Origin of the sequence: Stenotrophomonas capsici, assembly GCF_034961085.1 — a bacterium.
GTDB classification, from domain to species: domain Bacteria; phylum Pseudomonadota; class Gammaproteobacteria; order Xanthomonadales; family Xanthomonadaceae; genus Stenotrophomonas; species Stenotrophomonas capsici.
In genome coordinates this window covers 35,455-53,156 of sequence record NZ_JAYFUH010000260.1, presented here as the reverse complement: position 1 = coordinate 53,156, position 17,702 = coordinate 35,455, and the positions used below count along the sequence as shown (strand labels likewise).

17 protein-coding genes are annotated in these 17,702 nt (G+C 70.0%); 9 read left to right on the top strand and 8 right to left on the bottom strand.

The genetic code is table 11. The features are described from left to right. Nucleotides 1-31 precede the first annotated feature (31 nt). The 3 genes from VA603_RS18745 to VA603_RS18735 form a co-directional block, all read right to left on the bottom strand. Nucleotides 32-835, bottom strand: a complete 804-nt coding sequence (locus tag VA603_RS18745; RefSeq protein ID WP_132865640.1) for a thiol:disulfide interchange protein DsbA/DsbL — start codon at nt 833-835, stop codon at nt 32-34. Nucleotides 836-963: 128 nt separating this feature from the next. Then, a complete protein-coding gene (locus VA603_RS18740) occupies nt 964-1,614 on the bottom strand; it encodes a thiol:disulfide interchange protein DsbA/DsbL (protein ID WP_132865639.1) in 651 nt (216 codons plus the stop codon). 93 nt (nt 1,615-1,707) lie between these two features. Further along, nucleotides 1,708-2,493 carry a c-type cytochrome gene (locus tag VA603_RS18735; RefSeq protein ID WP_323439732.1) on the bottom strand — a complete coding sequence of 262 codons (786 nt, stop codon included), beginning with the start codon at nt 2,491-2,493 and terminating at the stop codon, nt 1,708-1,710. A gap of 172 nt (nt 2,494-2,665) precedes the next feature. Here VA603_RS18735 and yihA point away from each other — a divergent pair, with 172 nt between their 5' ends. After that, entirely contained in the window at nt 2,666-3,301 is a 636-nt protein-coding gene (gene yihA / locus VA603_RS18730) for a ribosome biogenesis GTP-binding protein YihA/YsxC (protein ID WP_323439731.1), read from the top strand. Between the two features lie 240 nt (nt 3,302-3,541). Here the strand turns inward: yihA and VA603_RS18725 are convergent, their stop codons facing one another. From VA603_RS18725 to VA603_RS18715, 3 genes are all read right to left on the bottom strand, one after another. Then, nucleotides 3,542-4,528 carry an MBL fold metallo-hydrolase gene (locus tag VA603_RS18725; protein ID WP_323439730.1) on the bottom strand — a complete coding sequence of 329 codons (987 nt, stop codon included), beginning with the start codon at nt 4,526-4,528 and terminating at the stop codon, nt 3,542-3,544. A 99-nt stretch (nt 4,529-4,627) separates the two neighbouring features. Continuing rightward, nucleotides 4,628-5,461, bottom strand: coding sequence for a helix-turn-helix domain-containing protein (locus tag VA603_RS18720; RefSeq protein ID WP_132865635.1), 834 nt, complete (start codon nt 5,459-5,461; stop codon nt 4,628-4,630). A 3-nt stretch (nt 5,462-5,464) separates the two neighbouring features. After that, nucleotides 5,465-6,163, bottom strand: a complete 699-nt coding sequence (locus VA603_RS18715) for a VIT1/CCC1 transporter family protein (RefSeq protein WP_132865634.1) — start codon at nt 6,161-6,163, stop codon at nt 5,465-5,467. 238 nt (nt 6,164-6,401) lie between these two features. Between VA603_RS18715 and VA603_RS18710 the strand changes: the two genes are divergently transcribed. Then, nucleotides 6,402-7,766, top strand: coding sequence for a glutamate--cysteine ligase (locus VA603_RS18710; RefSeq protein WP_323439729.1), 1,365 nt, complete (start codon nt 6,402-6,404; stop codon nt 7,764-7,766). Nucleotides 7,767-7,867: 101 nt separating this feature from the next. Here the strand turns inward: VA603_RS18710 and VA603_RS18705 are convergent, their stop codons facing one another. Next, on the bottom strand, nt 7,868-9,322 hold the full coding sequence (locus tag VA603_RS18705) for an ATP-binding protein (RefSeq protein WP_323439728.1): 1,455 nt from the start codon (nt 9,320-9,322) through the stop codon (nt 7,868-7,870). Beyond that, entirely contained in the window at nt 9,319-10,032 is a 714-nt protein-coding gene (locus tag VA603_RS18700) for a response regulator (protein WP_132865631.1), read from the bottom strand. Before VA603_RS18700 ends, VA603_RS18705 begins: the two co-directional genes overlap by 4 nt. 124 nt (nt 10,033-10,156) lie before the next feature. On the opposite strand from VA603_RS18700, the gene VA603_RS18695 reads away from it, so the two are divergent. The 7 genes from VA603_RS18695 (at nt 10,157) to VA603_RS18665 (ending at nt 17,680) form a co-directional block, all read left to right on the top strand. Beyond that, on the top strand, nt 10,157-11,212 hold the full coding sequence (locus VA603_RS18695; RefSeq protein WP_425603749.1) for a glycosyltransferase: 1,056 nt from the start codon (nt 10,157-10,159) through the stop codon (nt 11,210-11,212). Beyond that, nucleotides 11,209-12,099: a sulfotransferase family protein gene (locus tag VA603_RS18690; protein WP_323439727.1), complete on the top strand. Its 891-nt coding sequence runs from the start codon at nt 11,209-11,211 to the stop codon at nt 12,097-12,099. Before VA603_RS18695 ends, VA603_RS18690 begins: the two co-directional genes overlap by 4 nt. A 21-nt stretch (nt 12,100-12,120) precedes the next feature. Beyond that, nucleotides 12,121-12,483 carry a hypothetical protein gene (locus VA603_RS18685; protein ID WP_323439726.1) on the top strand — a complete coding sequence of 121 codons (363 nt, stop codon included), beginning with the start codon at nt 12,121-12,123 and terminating at the stop codon, nt 12,481-12,483. A 67-nt stretch (nt 12,484-12,550) separates the two neighbouring features. Next, the gene (locus tag VA603_RS18680) at nt 12,551-13,189 is read left to right on the top strand and encodes a glutathione S-transferase family protein (RefSeq protein ID WP_132865627.1); all 639 of its coding nucleotides are present in this window, start codon (nt 12,551-12,553) and stop codon (nt 13,187-13,189) included. 150 nt (nt 13,190-13,339) lie between these two features. Then, nucleotides 13,340-14,920 carry an AAA family ATPase gene (locus tag VA603_RS18675; protein WP_323439725.1) on the top strand — a complete coding sequence of 527 codons (1,581 nt, stop codon included), beginning with the start codon at nt 13,340-13,342 and terminating at the stop codon, nt 14,918-14,920. Nucleotide 14,921: 1 nt separating this feature from the next. Further along, the gene (locus tag VA603_RS18670) at nt 14,922-15,914 is read left to right on the top strand and encodes a hypothetical protein (RefSeq protein ID WP_323439724.1); all 993 of its coding nucleotides are present in this window, start codon (nt 14,922-14,924) and stop codon (nt 15,912-15,914) included. Continuing rightward, nucleotides 15,911-17,680 (top strand): hypothetical protein, encoded by a 1,770-nt coding sequence (locus tag VA603_RS18665; RefSeq protein ID WP_323439723.1) that lies wholly within the window; start codon nt 15,911-15,913, stop codon nt 17,678-17,680. The genes VA603_RS18670 and VA603_RS18665 overlap by 4 nt, the downstream gene beginning before the upstream one ends. Nucleotides 17,681-17,702 lie beyond the last annotated feature (22 nt).

Here is a 17,702-nt window from a genome sequence, read left to right as displayed (position 1 = left end):
CAAGGGCCCCGTTTCCGAGGCCCTGGTGTCCTTACTGGGCGTTGGCGGCGCGTTCGCGCGCGATCAGGTGGTCGGCGATGCGGAGCATGTCTTCATAGCTCTTGCCCTTGACCAGGTACTTGCCGTTGACGATCAGCGACGGGGTGCCGCTGATCTTGCTGCGCTGGGCGAACTGCTTGGCGCGGTTGACCTTGGCGGCCACCGAGAAGCTGGCCATGGTGTCGGTGAAGGTCTTCGGCTGCACGCCGTACTTGGCGTAGAAGTTGGCGATGTCTTCCGGGGTGTCCATGCCGCGCTCGCCCTTCAGGGTCTGCTCGATGTGGATGGCCGAGTACAGCGCGTCATGGGTCTTTTCCTGCACGCCCAGGGTTTCGGCGGCATAGAAGGCGCGGGCGTAGTTGTCCCACATGCTGCCGAAGGCGGCCGGGACATAGACGAAGTTCACGTCAGCCGGCAGGCCGGCCTTCCAGGAGTTCACCAGCGGCTGGAAGCGGGCGCAGGCCGGGCAGACGTAGCCGAAGATCTCGGTCACCTCGACCTTGCCGGTGGCCGGCTGGAACGGCTGGCCGCCTTCGATGGCGACGTAGTCGGTGCCTGCCACCGGCTCGGGGCCGACCGGACGCGCCGGTGCCGGCACCGGGGTGTTGGCGGCAGCGTCGGCCGGGGCGGCCTCGCTGGCCGGAGCGGCTTCGGTGGCGGCCGGGGCCGCTTCCGGGGTGGTCTGGGCTGCCGGAGTGGTGGCCGGGGCGGTGGTGTCGGCGGTACCGTCCTGGGCTTTGCAGGCAACCATCAACGGAAGCAGGGCCGTCAGGGCCAGGGCGAAGCGGATCTTCATCGGGTGGGATCTCCAGCGGGATTCTTGGATGCATTCAGGCCGCAGCGTCGCGGCCGGCGCTCGCATGATGCCATTATCGACAGGCTTGGCTGAACCGGCAGATCGGTCCAGCCATGGATCGCAATGTCTCAGCGGGCCCTGCCGCCGCCGGCGCGTTCGCGGGCGATCAGGGCGCTGGCGATGCGCAGCTGGTCATCGAAGGTCGCGCCCCGCACCAGGTACTTGCCGTTGACGATCAGCGCCGGGGTGCCCGGGACGCGTACGCGCTGGGCGAAGGTCCGGGCATTGCGGACCTTCTGCTCGACCGCCTCGCTGCGCAGGGCCTCGATGAAGCGGTCCGGCTGCACGCCGTAGCTGGCGTAGAAGTTGGCCAGTTCGCTGGGCGAGACATTCTGGACCGGCAGGCTGCGCTGCTCATGCAGGGCCTTGAACACGTCGGCATGGCTGCGCTTGAGCACGCCCACCTGCTCGGCGGCGTAGAAGGCGCGGGCGTAGGCATCCCAATAGCCGCCGAACGCGCCCGGTACCGGGGTGAAGCGCACGTCGGCCGGGAGCTTGGCGGCCCAGGCTTCCAGCTGCGGCTCGAAGTGGGCGCAATGCGGGCAGGTGTAGCCGAACACTTCGACCACCTCGATCTTGCCGGCCAGCGGTGCGAACGGGCCGGGCTGCCCGATCAGCTCGTAGTCCTGGCCCTCGACCGGGGTGGCATTGCTGGCCGCGCAGGCGGCCAGGGGGAGCAGGGCACACAACAGCAGGATCAGGCGGGGGAACAACGTCATGGGGGAGTCTCCAGTGGAAAAAGCGACGCCGACCTTGCGGCCGGCGTGTCTGCGTATCGTGCAGTTGCCGGGTCGCCGGAGCGACCGGCAGGGTCAGGGTTGCGAGGCGGCGGCGACCACCTTGGCGTCCGAAGCCCGATCATGCAGGCCCTGGATGTAGCTGGCCAGCGCCTGGATCTCCTGCTCGGTGAGCGCATGGCTGACCTGCTGCATGATCCTGAACTGGGCCGCGTTGGTTTCTTGGGTCTGGCCGGACTGGTAGCGCTGCAGGCGCTGGGCCACGTAGCCGGCGTGCTGGCCGCCGATATGCGGGTAGGCCGGGCCGGGATTGCCGGCACCGGTGGGGCCGTGGCAGGCCATGCAGGCCGGGATGTTGCGGCTGGCGTCGCCGCCGCGGTAGAGCTTCTGGCCGATCTCGAAGAACTTCATGCCGGCATACGGGCCCTCGGCGACGGCGGCATCGTCGGCCACGCCGGCACCGGGCTTCTGGGTGGCGAAGAACGCGCCGATGTCACGCATGTCCTGCGGGGTCAGGCCCTGAACGAAGGGCAGCATCGCCGCGACCGCGCCTTCGTTGCGCTGGCCGTTGGCGATCAGGGCCATTTCCTTGGCGATGTAGCGCTCGCTCTGGCCGGCCAGGCGGGGGTAGATCTCCACCGCGGAGTTGCCGTCGGCGCCATGGCAGGCGGCGCAGGTGGAGGCCTTGGCTTCGCCGGCCTTGGCGTCGCCGGGCTTGGTCTTGCTGAAATCGACCTCCAGCGAGGCGGTCTGCACCGGCGCGTTGTCCGGGACCGGGACGACCGAACTCTGGGCAAAGGCAACAGCGGCAATGACGGGAACGACTAACGCGGTAACGGCAAGAACACGAGCATGGCGCATGCGGAAGCTCCGTGTGGACCGGCCGGGCGGGGCTGTGCGCCGGCATCGGTCGGATTATCAACGCCGTTTTGCGGCAGGGTCAACGAAGCAGTGCAGCAAAAAAGTCGGGGCAGGGCGGTGCTGCAGGGCAGCGTGAACCACGCGCGGCACCGCAACATGCGATCCTATGCGCATGTCACAGCTCATCGAACGCGCCCGTTACCTGCTCTCTGCCCACAATGCCCGGCAATTGCCGGACGACGAAGGGGCCGAAGTGGCTTTCGCCGGCCGCTCCAACGCCGGCAAGTCCAGCGCCCTCAACGCCCTGACCCGCCAGAACGCCCTGGCCCGCGTCTCCAAGACACCGGGCCGCACCCAGCAGCTGGTGTTCTTCCAGATCACGCCCGAGGCGCATCTGGTCGACCTGCCCGGCTATGGCTACGCCAAGGTGCCGCTGGAACTGCAGGCGCACTGGCAGGCTTTCATCGACAAATACTTCCGCACCCGCAATGCCCTGAAGGGGCTGGTGGTGGTGATGGACATCCGTCACCCGCTGAAGGAATACGACCTGCAGATGCTGGGTTACGCGGTGCAGCGCGGCCTGCCCGCGCACGCGCTGCTGACCAAGGCCGACAAGCTCGGCCGTGGCCAGCAGGGCCAGACGCTGCAGAAGGTGCGCAAGGAGCTGCACGCCAAGTTCGGCGATACGGTCAGCGTGCAGGTGTTCTCCGGTGAGTCGAAGCAGGGCGTGGAAGAAGCCCGCACGATCATCGGTGGTTGGCTGGGGTTGAACCCGCCGGCCGAGGAAGCGCCGGTCCCGCAGGGCTGAGCCCTGCCCGGCACGTAGGCCATCGGCAGTGCCGCCGCCGCGCGGCCCGGTGCTGCCGGGCGGTGGTTTCCGCCAAGGCGCCCCTCCCCAGCCCTCCCCTTCGCTGCGCGAAAGGGAGGGAGCCAGTCGTGTTCCTTCGCTGTGCGAAAGGGAGGGGCCGGTCATGCCCTTCGTCGTGCGGAAGGTAAGGGGCCGGTCATGGCCCTCGCGGTGCGGAAGCGAGGGGGCTGGGCCGGTGTGTCACGGTGTCAGCGGCGAGAGCGGCGAGAACTCGGCCGGTACCCAGGCGTAGGCCTCGCCTTCACGGCGGACGTGGCCCAGGCCCGGGAAAGGCAGGTGCGCACCGGCGACCCACCATCCCTTGTCGGCGGCCTCGGCCAGCATGCGACGGCGGCTGGCGATGGCCGCTTCGGGATTGCTGTCCGCCTCGAAGGACACGTCGGGGCGGGCGAACTGCACGGCATGGAAATGCACCAGATCGCCCCACACCAGCAGTTGCTGGCCGTTGCCTGCGTCCACGTTGTAGGAGGTGTGGCCGGGCGTATGACCGTGGCTGTCCAGTGCGCTGATACCGGCGGGCAGAGTATCGGCCGGTACGAAGCGATGCAGGCGGCCGCTGGCCGCGTACGGGGCGACGGCCTTGCGGGCGAGCGGGAACGCGGCCTGCACGCGCTTCGGTGCGGCGGTCTCGCTGGCTGGGTCCAGCCAGTAGTCGGCATCGGCGCGTGACAGCCAGACCGTGGCGGTCGGATAGGCCGGTTTGCCGTCGGCGTCGAGCAGCCCGCACATATGGTCCGGGTGCGCGTGGGTCAGCAATACCTCATCGACTTCGGCCGGGTCGTAACCGGCGGCGCGCAGATTGCCCAGTACCTGGCCCAGCCCCGGGCCGAAGCATTGGGCGGTGCCGGTGTCGATCAGCGTGAGGTGATTGCCGTTCTGGATCAGGAAGGCATTGACCGCCGTCTGCAGGCCCTGATCATTCTCCGGGACGTAGCGGTGGTCCAGCAGTCGGGTGACGGTCGCGGTGTCCACGCCGGCCATTTCCTGTCGGCCCAGCGCCACGGTGCCGTCGAACAGCGCGGTGATCCGCAGCGAGCCGATTGTTTGGTGATAGACGCCCGGGACCTGTCGGTCGGGGGTGTGCGAGGTGCCGGCCTGGGCGCTGCCGGCGCAGGTGGCGGCCAACAGCAGGAGAGCTGTCAGTGAGCGCTTTGAACGTGGGGACATGCAGGTTTCATCCGTCTGCGGCGGCGCCGCGGTGTCTGCATGGTGCGTCGGTTGCGGCGAGCGTTCCGCTCAGAATGGTGCGCGAACCGCTCGTGGTGCTCAGTCGTTGCCGATGTCTGCCGGTTCCATGCCGTAGCGGTCGACGAAGCGCTTGTTGAAGCTGGCCAGCGAGCTGTAGCCGGAGCGTGAGGCCACCGTCTTGAGCGGCAGCCGGGTGGTGTAAAGCAGCTGCATGGCATGGGCCAGACGGGCATCGACGACCAGCTCGCGCAGTCCGAGTTTTTCCATTGCCAGACGTCGCCGCAGGGTGGCGCCGCTGATGCCGAGATGCTGTTCAAAATCGCGCGACTGCCAGTCGCGTTCCGGTTGTGCGGCGACCAGATCGCGGATGCGTTCGCCCAGGCCGGGTTCGGGGGGAATCAGCAGGCCGCCCAGACCGCGCCGGCACAGGGTCAGGGTGAAGGTGGCCAGCGCCGAGCGGGCCTCGCTGTAACGGGCTTCGCGCAATGCCTGCCGCCATTGCAGCAGGATCGGGGCGTGTTCGTGCAGCGGCTGTACGGCCAGCGCCTGCCCGGGTTCGGGCAGCGGTTCGTTCCACAACATCCGCGCGGCGCTGAGTACATCGGGACAGAACGGCACGATGGCGCTCACATATCTGCCGGTGTCGGGGTCGGGACTGTTGACCACGTCGAAGCGGCAGCGGCGGGTGACCACGAACAGATCCCCCGGCCCCAGATCCAGCGACTGCTGGGCGGTACGGACCTGCTTGCGCCCCTGCAGCAGGATGGCGAACTGCGGCTGTGGAATCTCCACCGAGCTGGCACCGTGTTCGCGTCGGGCGGTGATGCAGGCGTAGCCATTGGCGAACTGGCAGTCGGCCAACGAGGCAAACTGGGCCAGCACCTGGGTGGCATGGTCGGCGGGCAGGTTCATGGCTTAGACCGCAGTATTGAACAACTGACCGATGCCGGCGGCTGCGGACATAGCCAACGCACCCCAGAACATCACCCGCAAGGCACCGCGCAGCACCGGTGCGCCGCCGGCCTGCGCGGCCAGCGCGCCAGTGATGCTCAACCCGACCAGGGTAGCCGCGGTGGTGATCGGTGCCACGTGCGCATGCGGGGCCAACACCGTGGTCAGCACCGGCAGGGCCGCGCCGGTGATGAAGGCACCGGCCGAAGCCAACGCGGCCTGCAGCGGGCGGGCGCGCAGCTCCTCGGTGATGCCCAGTTCGTCGCGGGCATGCGCGGCCAGCGCGTCGTGCGCGGTGAGCTGCTCGGCGACCTGCTGGGCCAGTTCCGGCGACAGGCCGCGCTGGCGGTAGATCATCGCCAGCTCCTGCAGTTCGCTGTGCGGGTCCTCGTGCAGCTCGCGGCGCTCGACCGCCAGGTCGGCGTGTTCGGTGTCGGCCTGGGACTGCACCGAGACATACTCGCCGGCAGCCATCGACATCGCGCCGGCAACGGTGCCGGCCACGCCGGTGGCCAGCACGGTGGACGCCGGGGCGCCGCTGGCGGCGATGCCGACCACCAGGCCGGCGACCGAGACGATGCCGTCGTTGGCGCCCAGCACGGCGGCACGCAGCCAGCCGACGCGGTCGGAACGGTGGATTTCGCGATGCGGGGTGCGGGTCATGCCGGACAGTGTAGGACGCATGGCCCGGTGCCAGCGGAATCAAACGCGTTATCAGCTGCATGCCGCGCCGGCGGCGCGTCCGGGGCGCCGGCAGGGGCCGGTCAAGCCGTTGCCGGTGGGATGCTGAAAACCGCCACGGTGACCGGTGGATAACGGGCTCCGCGATATAGTGCGCACTTGTGATGCCGGGGCCGGGTCCCCACATCCCCGCCCAGAACAGAACCTTGCGAGCCTGCCCTTGTCGAGCCCCAGCCACGTCGCCGATACCCCCATCACTGACCGCGACCAACTGGTCCAGAGCATTGCTTCCGGCGAAAAGCCCAAGGCGCAATGGCGGATCGGCACCGAGCACGAGAAGTTCGGCTTCCGGCTGGATGACCTGCGCCCGCCGACCTTCGACGGTGACCGCGGCATCGAGGCACTGCTGACCGGCTTGACCCGTTTTGGCTGGGAGCCGGTGCTGGAGAACGGCTGCACCATCGCGCTGCTGCGCGACGGCGCGTCGGTGTCGCTGGAGCCGGCCGGGCAGCTGGAGTTGTCCGGCGCGGCCCTGGAGACCCTCCACCAGACCTGCGTGGAAACCGGCACGCATCTCAACGAGGTGGCGCAGGTGGCCGGCGAGATGCAGCTGGGCTTCCTGGGCATGGGTTTCCAGCCCAAGTGGACGCGCGCGGACATGCCGTGGATGCCCAAGGGCCGCTACCAGATCATGAAAAGCTACATGCCCAAGGTCGGCTCGCTCGGCCTGGACATGATGACCCGCACCTGCACGGTGCAGGTCAATCTTGATTACGCCAGCGAAGCGGACATGGTGAAGAAGTTCCGCGTGTCGCTGGCGCTGCAGCCGATCGCCACCGCGCTGTTCGCCGATTCGCCGTTCACCGAAGGCAAGCCCAACGGCTACCTGAGCTACCGCTCGCACATCTGGACCGACACCGACGCCGACCGCACCGGCATGCTCGACTTCGTGTTCGAGGACGGTTTTGGCTACGAGCGTTACGTGGACTACCTGCTCGACGTGCCGATGTACTTCTCCTACCGCGACGGCATCTACCACGATGCCAGCGGCCAGAGCTTCCGCGACTTCCTGCAGGGCAGGCTGCCGGTGCTGCCGGGCGCGTTGCCGACCCTGCGCGACTGGTCGGACCACATGACCACCGCGTTCCCGGAAGTGCGGCTGAAGAAGTACCTGGAGATGCGTGGCGCCGACAGCGGCCCGTGGAGCCGCATCTGCGCGCTGCCGGCGTTCTGGGTGGGGCTGCTGTACGACCAGACCGCGCTGGACGCGGCCTGGGACCTGGTCAAGGATTTCAGCCTGGCCGAGCGCCACGCGCTGCGCGACGGCGTGCCGAAGCACGCGATGCACCTGCCGTTCCGCGACGGCACGGTGCGTGACCTGGCGCGCCGCGCGCTGGAGATCTCGCGCGACGGCCTGCGCCGTCGTGCCGCGCTCAATGGCGATGGCCAGGACGAAACGCGGTTCCTGGACGTGCTGCAGGAAATCGTGGATTCGGGCAAGACCGCGGCCGAGCGCAAGCTGGAACTGTTCCATGGGGCATGGAACGGCAACATCGACCCGGTGTTCACGACCTTCGCCTATTGAGCCGGCGCGGGGCGCAATCCGCTTCCCGCCACCGCTCCGTTCCGACCGTTGCCGGTGCAGCCCTGCCTTCCCGTGCACGGCTGAACGCGGCGATGGGCGGCTCAGCCGTTGGCCAGGTCCGGCGACAGGCAGGGCAGGCTCAGCGTCGCCCGCAGCCCACCATCGTCGCGATTGCGCAGGCGCAGGGTGCCGCCGTGGTCGAGCACCACGCTGTGGGCCACCGACAGGCCCAGGCCGATGCCGCCGGTATCGCGGTTGCGCGATTCCTCGCCACGCGCGAACGGCAGGAACAATTCGTCCTCGCGCGCGGGGTCGATGCCGGGGCCATCATCGTCCACGTCCAGCACCACGTTGCAGCCCTCGCGCTGCAGGCGCAGCCGCGCGTGCTGGCCGTACTTGAGGGCGTTGTCGATCAGGTTGGACAGGGCGCGCCGCAACGCCAGCGGGTCGCCGCTGACCAGCGCCGGCTCGGAGGCGGTAACGGTGACATCGTGCCCGGTGTCGGCCAAGTCACCGGCCACGCTTTCCACCAGCGAGGCAAAGTCCAGGCGGCTGCGTGGGCCGCGCTGTGACTGCCCGTGCAGGAAATCCAGCGCGGCGGTGATCATGGTGTTCATCTCGGCGATGTCGGCGCTGGCCTTGTCGCGGGCCTCCTCCGGCAGCGCATGCAGGCGGAACGACAGCCGCGCCAACGGCGTGCGCAGGTCGTGCGCGATCGCGCCGATGGTGCGGGTGCGTTCGTCCAGCAGGCGGTTGATGCGGGCCTGCATGGCATTGAACGAATCGGCGGCGCGGGCCAGCTCGGCCGGGCCACTGCGGTCCAGCGGCGGCGCGCCGGGGTTGCTGCCGAGCCGGTCGGCGGCCTGGGCGAAGCGGCGGATCGGTGCCGACAGCGCGCGCGAGAACCACCAGGCCAACGGCAGCATCACCGCCGCACCGAGCAGGAACAGCACCAGCACGTGGCGCGCCACGCTGGGCAGCGCGCCGGGCATGCGGTGGGTCACGCTGCGCCAATGCCCATCCGGCTTGCGCACCGCCACGAAGAAGTCGCCGAACAGTGGCGCGTTGGCGCGGCGGATGTCGTCGGGCGAAGGCGGTTGCCGCGGGGCTTGGTCGGCCACCGGTGGCGGGCGGTCGTCCGGATCGAAACCCGGGCCGGGCCCGGGGCCATGCCCGGGCGGACGGGTCGGATCGAACGGACGTTGCCATTGGCGGCTCTGGCGCAGGACGTCCACCGGTACCGGCAGGCGCATGCCGCGGCAGTAGTGCAGGGCATCCACGTCAACGTTCATCCAGCCGGCCAGGCGCCGGCCCATGAACCAGTCTTCCTGCTGGCCATCCGGGCAGGCCGGGCGTTGCGCGCTGTCGGTGACGGTCAGCCGGCTGTTGGTGGGTGGCAACTGGCTGGACAGCAGCGCCACCACCTCGGACAGCGGCACGCCCACCGGCCGCACCGGCGGCCGGGTCAGCAACAGCCCGAAACCCAGCGCGAGCGCCACCAGCAGCGCGCCCAGCAGCAGCAGGAAGGTGCGGGCGAAGATCGGCAGGGGCTTCACAAACGGCGGACCGTGGGCAGCAGCAGGTAGCCTTCGTTGCGGACGGTGCGGATCAGTTCCGGGTGGCCGCGCTCGTTGAGCTTGCGGCGCAGGCGGCTGATCTGGCTGTCGATGGCGCGGTCGTAGACCTCGCAGTCCTGGCCGCGGGCCTGGGTGAGCAGCTGGTCGCGGCTGAGCACCCGCTGGGGATGCTCGACGAAGCTGCGCAGCAGGGTGAACTCACCGTCGGACAGCGAGATGTAGGTGCCCTCCGGGTCGCGCAGGTCGCGGTGCAGGGCATCCAGCCGCCAGCCGCCGAATTCGTAGATCGGATGCGGCGCCGAGGAGGTCGGCTCCACGCTGGTCTGCGCCCGCCGCAGCAGGGCGCGGATGCGCGCCAGCAGCTCGCGCGGGTTGCAGGGCTTGGACAGGTAATCGTCGGCGCCGACTTCCAGGCCGATGATGCGATCGGTGTCGCTGCCCAGCGCGCTGAGCATGATCACCGGCGGCGGATTGCGTTCGCTGGTCAGCTGGCGCACGGCGCTGAGGCCGTCCTCGCCGGGCATCATCACGTCCAGCACGATCAGGTCGGGGCGCTGGTCGCGCACGGCCAGCCGCAGCTGGGCGGCGTTCTCGGCGGTGGCGACGTGGAAGCCGTGCTGGGCAAGGAAATCGGCGATCAGGCGGCGCAGGTCCGGATCATCGTCGACCACCAGGATATGGCTGGACATGGGGTTCCTTCAGCGAAGGGAAGAGTGCCGGCATCCGCGCCGGTATGGCGGACCGCCGATCATAGCGCCGCTCTTTGTCAATGCTTGTCAGTGCTTGTGGCCGGTGCCAGGGGCGGGCCATCGCATGGCCATCGGGGGGGCGCAGACTGCGTCCTCTTTTCGCCGGGTGCAGTCGATGGGGCTTCCGCAAGTACGCCTGATCAGCCGTGAGAACGGGGTGGGCCTGAGCCGGGACCTGGACCTGATGGCGGGCCTGCTGGCCGGGCAGGCCCGGGTCGAGCGGCTGGGCATCGGCGGGCGCAGCCGCATGCGGCTGCAGGAGCTGGGCCTGTGGGGCCGGCGGCTGCTGCACGGCAAGGCGCCGCTGCAGCTGTTCGCCGAGCGGGTCTACCGCCGTTGCCTGCCGCTGGCCGAACGCAACCTGCTGGTGCCCAACCCGGAATGGTTCCTGGAGCGCTGGCTGCCACTGCTGCCGGCCTTCGACGCGGTGCTGTGCAAGACCCGCCATGCCGAACGCATCTTCCACGCGCTGGGCTGCGACGCACGCTACATCGGCTTCACCAGCCCGGACCGGATGCAGGCGGCGGTGCCACGCCAGCGGGTGTTCCTGCACCTGGCCGGGCGCAGTTCGGCCAAGGGTACGCAGGCGCTGCTGGCCACCTGGCAGCGGCATCCGCATTGGCCGCTGCTGGTGGTGGTGCAGCACCCGAAGATCGCCACGGCCAAGGTGGTGGCGGCGAACATCGACCACCGCATCGCCTACCTCGACGATGCCGCGTTGCAGGCCCTGCAGAACCAGTGCCTGTTCCATGTGTGCCCGTCCGAGACCGAGGGCTTCGGCCACTACCTGATGGAGGGGCTGAGCGTGGGGGCGGTGGTGCTGACGACCGACGCCGAGCCGATGGCCGAACTGGTGGCGGCGCAGCGTGGCATCCACATCCCGGTGGCGGGCAGCCGGACCGACGGACTGGCGCGCCGCTACTTCGTCGACGGCGAAGGCATTGCCGCGGCGGTCGAGCAGGCACTGGCCCTGGACGCGGCGGCGCTGGCGCGGCTCTCGCACGCCGCGCGCAGCTACTACCTGTGCAATGACCAGGCCTTCGCCCGGCGCTTCCAGCGTGAGGTCCTGGCCTGGACGCGCAGTGCCGCGGCGCTGCCGTTGGCCGAGGTCGAGCGATGAGCGCGGCCGTGCCGGGCCGGTGCTTCCTGGTGGGGTGTCCACGCTCGGGCACCACCGTGCTGCAGCACCTGCTGGCCACCCAGGCGCAGGTGGTGTCGTTGCCTGAAACGCATTTCGTGCAGCGGCTGCTGCGTAGCGAGGACCACCGGAGGCAGGCGCGCGCGGCAGGGCCGCCGTGGCGCCAGCTGCAGCAGCTGCGCCGCCGCTGCCAGGCCGGCCTGGGCTGGGTGCCGCGCCATCAGGTGCAGCGGGCATGGCAAGGCATCCCGGAGCTGGCCTGTCCGATCGACACCAGGGCGCGCTGGCAGCCGGCGAAACGGCAGCTGCAGGCGTTCGTGGCCGCGCTCGATGCGTACTGCGCGCGGCACGGCGCCGGTGCGTGGCTGGAGAAGACGCCTGACCACCTGTTCTACCTGACGCAGATCCAGCGCCACGTCGCCGGCGCGCGGGTGATCCACCTGGTGCGGGATGGCGCGGAAGTGGTGGCGTCGCTGCATGCCGCCGCGCACCGCTATCCGCCATGGCGACCGTTCCTCGACCTGGACCTGGCGGTGGACCGCTGGAACCGGGCGCTGCAGGAAAGCCTGCGCTGGCAGGGACATCCCGCCCACCTGCTGCTGCGTTACGAACACGTGCTGCAGGCACCGGGCCCCACGCTGGCGCGCCTGCGTGCCTTCCTTGGCCTGCCCGGCGACGCGGCCGCACTGCGGCACCCGTCGCACGGCCTGCCGCTGGTACGCGCCGACGAACCCTGGAAGCGTGATGCCACCGGCCCGCTGCGCGATCACCGCAAGTTCGAGCAGATGTTCACCCCACGGCAGCAGGCCCGCATCCGCGCGCGCCTGCTGCCGCTTCCCGGCGCGTTGCAGCACGCTGCGGCCGCCTAGCCCACAACGGAGACAACAACGATGAAGCCTATGGAAACCCTGCGCGGGCATGCACCGGCCACCGCCGCACTGCTCGGGCTGGCGCTGGTGGCCGGTGCCTGGATGAACGATGCCAGCGCCAGCGCGCCGGACCAGGCACCGCCGGGCGAACACCGCGAGCCGCCACCGGGTGCGTCACACCGCGGGCATCGGCCGCGGGATCCGGCATTCACCCAGGCACTGGAGGAATGCGCCACCGCACTCGGCATCACGCTGCCCAAGCCCGGTGACACGGGCGGAAAGCCGCCGGCACCGCCGCAGGGCCATGACCGCGAGGCCATGGACGCCTGCCTGAAGGACAAGGGCGTGCAGCCGCCACCCCCGCCGCCGCCGCCGCGCGACTGAGATGCCCGCCGCGGCGGATGCACAGGCCCGGCGCTAGACTCCGCATTCCTTTCGCGGAGCAACCGGCATGGGCAACAGCAGCGACGAGATCGTCTTCTACACCAACCCGATGTCGCGCGGGCGCATCGTGCGCTGGATGCTGGAAGAGGTGGGCCAGCCCTACCGGGCCGAGGTGCTGAGCTTTGGCGACAGCATCAAGGCCCCGGCCTACCTGGCGATCAACCCGATGGGCAAGGTGCCGGCCATCGTCCATCGGGGCGTGGTGGTGACCGAGGCCGCGGCCATCTGCGCCTACCTGGCCGATGCCTTCCCGCAGGCCGGGTTGGCCCCGGCCAATGACGATCCACTGCGTGGCAGTTACCTGCGTTGGCTGTTCTTCGCCGCTGGCCCGGTGGAGGCGGCGGTCAGCGCCAAGGCACTGGGCTTGCTGGCGCCGGCCGAGCGGTCGGGCATGGTGGGCTATGGCAGCTTCGAGCAGGTGGTCGACACGCTGGAGCAGGTGGCCACCGATGCGCGGCCGTGGTTGCTCGGCGAGCAGTTCAGCGCGGCCGATGTCTACGTCGGCAGCCAGATCCTGTGGGGGCAGATGTTCAAGACCCTGCCCGAGCGCGCGGCCTTCGCCGGGTACGGGCAGCGCCTGCGCGAGCGCGCGGCGTGGCAGCGTGCGACGGCGCTGGATGATGCCCTGATCCCGCCGCGCGGATGACGTGCGGGTAACGCGTGGCGGTGCCGCGCGGGAGCGGGAATGCTTCGCCGGGCAGGGCTCGGCGCTGGCAGGCAGCCTGCCGTGCAGGACATGACCGGCGGATCATTGCAGCCACGCTAGAATCCGGGCACGTTGTCGAAGGGATGCCCGGTGTCGCCATTCAACCTGTTCCAGCGCCTGTCGCAGGCGCCCACCAACCCCCGCGCCGAGCCGGTCGCGCGCAGTTTCGACGTGGCCGAGCTGTACGAAGGGCCGGTGCAGCTGCAGGACCCGGGCCAAGCCGCGCCACTGGCGTTGGATGAGAAGCTGCGTCAGGCGTACTTCTGGATCGTCAACAACGCCATCATCAGCCCGCACTACGACATCGAGTACCACGATGGCCCATCGGCGAGCTTCAGCGTCGGCGATACCCGCCGTACCCTGACCCTGCCGTCGGCACAGAGCTACTCCAGCTACGTGCTGCTGCCGCTGCTGACCTTCGCCACGCGGCGCAAATGCCTGTTCGTCGGTGGCCCCGGCCGCGGCAAGACCGCCAGCGCGATCCTGATGGGCGTGCTGGCCGGCTACCCGGTGCGCGAGGTGCGCCGCGCCATGCAGCATGGCCATCCGCAGATGACCATCGCCGACCTGCTCGGCAACCCCTTGCCGGCGGACCTGGTGGCGGCGCAGGACATGGGCCAGATCCGCATCGCCTGGCGCAACTGGCTGGGCATGCGGGTCAAGATCATCGACGAGTACAACCGCATCCCGACCCGCACCCAGAGCGCGCTGCTGACGGTGATGGGCGACAACTACGCCGAGATCCTCAACCAGGTCTACGAATGCCCGGAGTCGGCGTGGTACCTGACCGCCAATGACGACCGCGGCGGCGGCACCTACCAGGTGATCGAGGCGCTGCGCGACCGCATCGACGTGGTGGTGCAGGCGCTGGCGTTCAACCCGCGCTTCCTGGACGAGATGCTGCTGCGCATCGAGCAGAACCTGCGGCCGGAGGAGCTGGTGCCGCGCGAGATCATCTTCAGCGAGGCCGAGTCCGAGCAGATGATGGCGCAGATCCGTGCGGTGGACGTGCCCGACGACGTGCGCCGCCGCATCGAATTCTTCAGCAGCCAGTTCGAGCTGATGGAGACCGCCGGCGCGCAGTTCGAGTACCTGACCAAGGACACCGTGCGCCTGGCCGGCACCGACTGGGCGCAGGCCACCGCCGCCGACAGTGGCCGCGACCGCATGAAGGACCTGGGCTGCCAGACCCGCAACGGCCTGTCGGTGCGCAACCTAAGCGCGCTGCTGGTGTACGCCAAGGCGCTGGCGTGGTTCCGCGGCAACCAGGCGGTGGCGCTGGACGACGTGCGCCAGGTGCTGCCGTTCGTGCTCAACGACAAGCTGCAGCCCGACCTGGACGCGCCGTTCTTCGCGCTGCCGGAGAACGCGGCCTACCGCAGTGACCGGCTGAGCTGGCTGCGCTGGCTGCTGGATGCGTCCAACGCCGAGTACGACCGTCTGGACCTGGATCGCAACGACCCGGTCGGGGAGTTGTCCGCGCAGTTCGCACGCGGGCTGGACGGCGTGACCGAGCGCGAGACGCGCGCACGCTTGACCCGCATCGAGCGGTTGATCGAGGAGCGGGTGAAGGGGCGCAAGCTGTACGGCCATCTCTACGACGACCTGCTCAAGCTCAAGTACCTGCACCAGCGCTACACCAATTACCTGCACTGGCTGCGGGCACGCTGAGATGGTGTCGTCGGTACTGGCCGGTGTACTGGCCGAGCGGCGCAGCCTGTTCAACCAGCGCGTGGCCGAGGCACGGCACCGCTGGCCCGGCTTCGATACGGCGGCCTTGTCGGCCTTCATCACCCAGACGCTGGACCCGGTGTGCGTGGCGGTCGCGCAGGTTGATGCGGCGGCCACGTTGGCGGTGGCCGAGGCCGGCTTCGAGGTCGGGCTGGAACTGGTCGCGCAGGGGCTGGCCGGCCCGGCCGCGCGCCTGCCGTGGGTGGACGCGGCCTGGCAGCAACTGGCCACGCCGGCGGCGGCGCTGATTGCCCGCGAGCCGCTGCAGGTGCTGGGCGCGTTGAGCAATGCGGTGGTGCGGATGGACAGCGTGCCTGGCGTGCGCGTGCCGGAATGGATCGCCGCGATGCAGCCGTTGGCCGCGCGCTGCACTTCGGGCGCGCAACTGCGCGCTGTCGGCGCGCTGTGCGCGTGGCAGGCCGGCATGGTGCAGCTGCGCGAGGCGGCCTTGGCGCAATCGGCGCAGCTGCCCGATCACCTGGTGGCCGAGGCCCTGGGCGTCGCAGGCGGGCAGGTGGACGCGGTGCGCCAACAGCTGCAGCGGGAGCGCTGGTGGAACCCGCGCACGCAGGCGGTGGAGGCGCTGGGACAACTGCTGGGCGGTTTCACCGGCCTGGGCGGCCCGTTCGCCGCGCCGCCGGAACTGCGCGCCTGCGCGCTGGGCTTCATCGCGCGCAGTGGTGAGCGTCACCACCTGCTGCTGGCCGATGCCTTCGGCGCCGTGGTGCTGCCTGCCAGTGCGGCGGAGTTCGCCGCGGCGAGTGCGACGCCGGCACGCGCTGCGGTGGTGGATGCGCAGGGCGTGCAGGTCGGCGCACGCCACGTGCGGTTCGCGGCACCCGAAGAGGGCCTGCAGGCGGTGACGGGACCGGCCGGCATCGCGATCCACTCGCCGTATTCGCATCACGTGCGCGTGGTGCCGGAGGTCGCGTGAATTCGCCGGATCACGACGCGTTGCTGGCCGCTTGGCGTACCGCCTGGCCGCAGGCGCTGGCCGACTGGAGCCGGTTCACCCGGCTGCAGGACCCACGGTTGTGCGATTCCAGCGTGGACGCCGCCGCCGAAGGCCTGACCGGCAGCTTCGCGATGATCCGGCTGGCCGACCAGCGCGTGGTGATCGACCTGCCGCGCGTGCAGCAGCTCGGCCTGCAGGCGTTCGCCCGCGAGATCCTCGCCCACGAGATCGGCCACCACGTCCTGGCGCCGGCCACCGCCACCGACCATGCCCGCCTGCTGGCGCGCATCCATCGCGCGTTGCCGACGCTGGAGGCGCATGCGCCGATGGTGGCCAACCTCTACACCGACCTGCTGATCAACGACCGCCTGCAGCGGCAGTGCGGCCTGCGCATGGCCGAGGTCTACCAGCGCCTGGCGGCCGGCGCACAGGGCAGCACCCCGCTGTGGACCCTGTACATGGGCATCTACGAGCAGCTGTGGCAGCAGCCGGCCGGCAGCCTGGGTGGGCCGGTGGACGATGCGGCCCTGCGCGGCGATGCCTGGCTCGGCGCGCGGGTGATCCGCACCTATGCGAACGAATGGATGATCGGCGCTAACCGCTTTTCGGCGTTGCTGCTGCCCTACCTGCTGGAGACGGTGAGCGACGCGCGCGTCGATGCGTTGATGGATACCCGCCACGCCGGGCGTGGCAGCCAGCCGTCCGGGTTGGACCGACTGGAGGAAGACGAGCTGGAACCGCCCGTGCACCCGGCGCACGACCCGCGCATCACCGGCGAGGCATCGGACGCCGCTGCCCCGGCCGAGCCCGAAGCCGAGCCGGCCACCGCGCACAGCGTGGGCCAGGCGCGCGAGCCGTTCGAGTACGGCGAGATCCTGCGCGCGGCCGGGCTGGAACTGGACCCCAGCCAGTTGGCGATCCGCTACTACCGCGAACGCGCGCTGCCGCACCTGATCCGCTTCCCGGTCCATGCACAACCCCAGGCGATGGAACCGGAGATGGAAGGCCTGGAGCCGTGGGAGCCGGGCGACCCGCTCGATGCGGTGGACTGGCTGCAGACACTGATGCAGTCGCCCCGGGTGGTGCCCGGCGCGACCACGGTGCGGCGCGTTTATGGCGATGCCCCCGGCAACGAGCCGGCGGCCGAGCCGATCGACCTGGACCTGTACGTGGACAGCTCCGGCTCGATGCCCAACCCGCAGCAGGTAACGTCGTGGCTGACCCTGGCCGGCGCGGTGATCGCGCTGTCGGCGCTGCGCGCAGGTGCACGGGTGCAGGTGACCTTGTGGAGTGGCAAGCACCAGTACCTGCACACCGAGGGCTTCGTCCGCGACGAGAACGCGATCCTGGGGGTGCTGGTCGGCTACTTCGGCGGCGCCACGGCCTTCCCGATCCATCGCCTGCGCGATACCTACGCGCAACGCAGCCGCACCGGGCGCGCCGTGCACATGCTGCATATCTCCGACGACGGCATCACCACGATGTTCGAGGACGACGAACGTGGCAACAGCGGCTGGGACGTGGCCGCGCAGGCACTGCGCGCGGGCCGCGCCGGCGGCACGATGGCACTGAACCTGTACAGCCCGTTACCCGATCACCTGGCCGGGGCCAAGGGTTGGACCGCCGACCTGCTGCGCGCCCGCGACGCCGGCTGGGACATCCATGTGGTGCGCGACATGGCCGATCTGCTGGCCTTCGCCCGCGATTTCAGCCGCCGTCACTACCAGCAGGAGGCGCGGCGATGAGCCGGCAAATAGGAAACCTGTT

Excerpts from the sequence above, each read along its gene's own strand:
- VA603_RS18745 (WP_132865640.1), bottom strand. The coding sequence starts at position 835 with ATGAAGATCCGCTTCGCCCTGGCCCTGACGGCCCTGCTTCCGTTGATG.
- VA603_RS18740 (WP_132865639.1), bottom strand. The coding sequence starts at position 1,614 with ATGACGTTGTTCCCCCGCCTGATCCTGCTGTTGTGTGCCCTGCTCCCC.
- VA603_RS18735 (WP_323439732.1), bottom strand. The coding sequence starts at position 2,493 with ATGCGCCATGCTCGTGTTCTTGCCGTTACCGCGTTAGTCGTTCCCGTC.
- yihA (WP_323439731.1), top strand. The coding sequence starts at position 2,666 with ATGTCACAGCTCATCGAACGCGCCCGTTACCTGCTCTCTGCCCACAAT.
- VA603_RS18725 (WP_323439730.1), bottom strand. The coding sequence starts at position 4,528 with ATGTCCCCACGTTCAAAGCGCTCACTGACAGCTCTCCTGCTGTTGGCC.
- VA603_RS18720 (WP_132865635.1), bottom strand. The coding sequence starts at position 5,461 with ATGAACCTGCCCGCCGACCATGCCACCCAGGTGCTGGCCCAGTTTGCC.
- VA603_RS18715 (WP_132865634.1), bottom strand. The coding sequence starts at position 6,163 with ATGACCCGCACCCCGCATCGCGAAATCCACCGTTCCGACCGCGTCGGC.
- VA603_RS18700 (WP_132865631.1), bottom strand. The coding sequence starts at position 10,032 with ATGTCCAGCCATATCCTGGTGGTCGACGATGATCCGGACCTGCGCCGC.
- VA603_RS18695 (WP_425603749.1), top strand. The coding sequence starts at position 10,157 with ATGGCCATCGGGGGGGCGCAGACTGCGTCCTCTTTTCGCCGGGTGCAG.
- VA603_RS18690 (WP_323439727.1), top strand. The coding sequence starts at position 11,209 with ATGAGCGCGGCCGTGCCGGGCCGGTGCTTCCTGGTGGGGTGTCCACGC.
- VA603_RS18685 (WP_323439726.1), top strand. The coding sequence starts at position 12,121 with ATGAAGCCTATGGAAACCCTGCGCGGGCATGCACCGGCCACCGCCGCA.
- VA603_RS18680 (WP_132865627.1), top strand. The coding sequence starts at position 12,551 with ATGGGCAACAGCAGCGACGAGATCGTCTTCTACACCAACCCGATGTCG.
- VA603_RS18670 (WP_323439724.1), top strand. The coding sequence starts at position 14,922 with ATGGTGTCGTCGGTACTGGCCGGTGTACTGGCCGAGCGGCGCAGCCTG.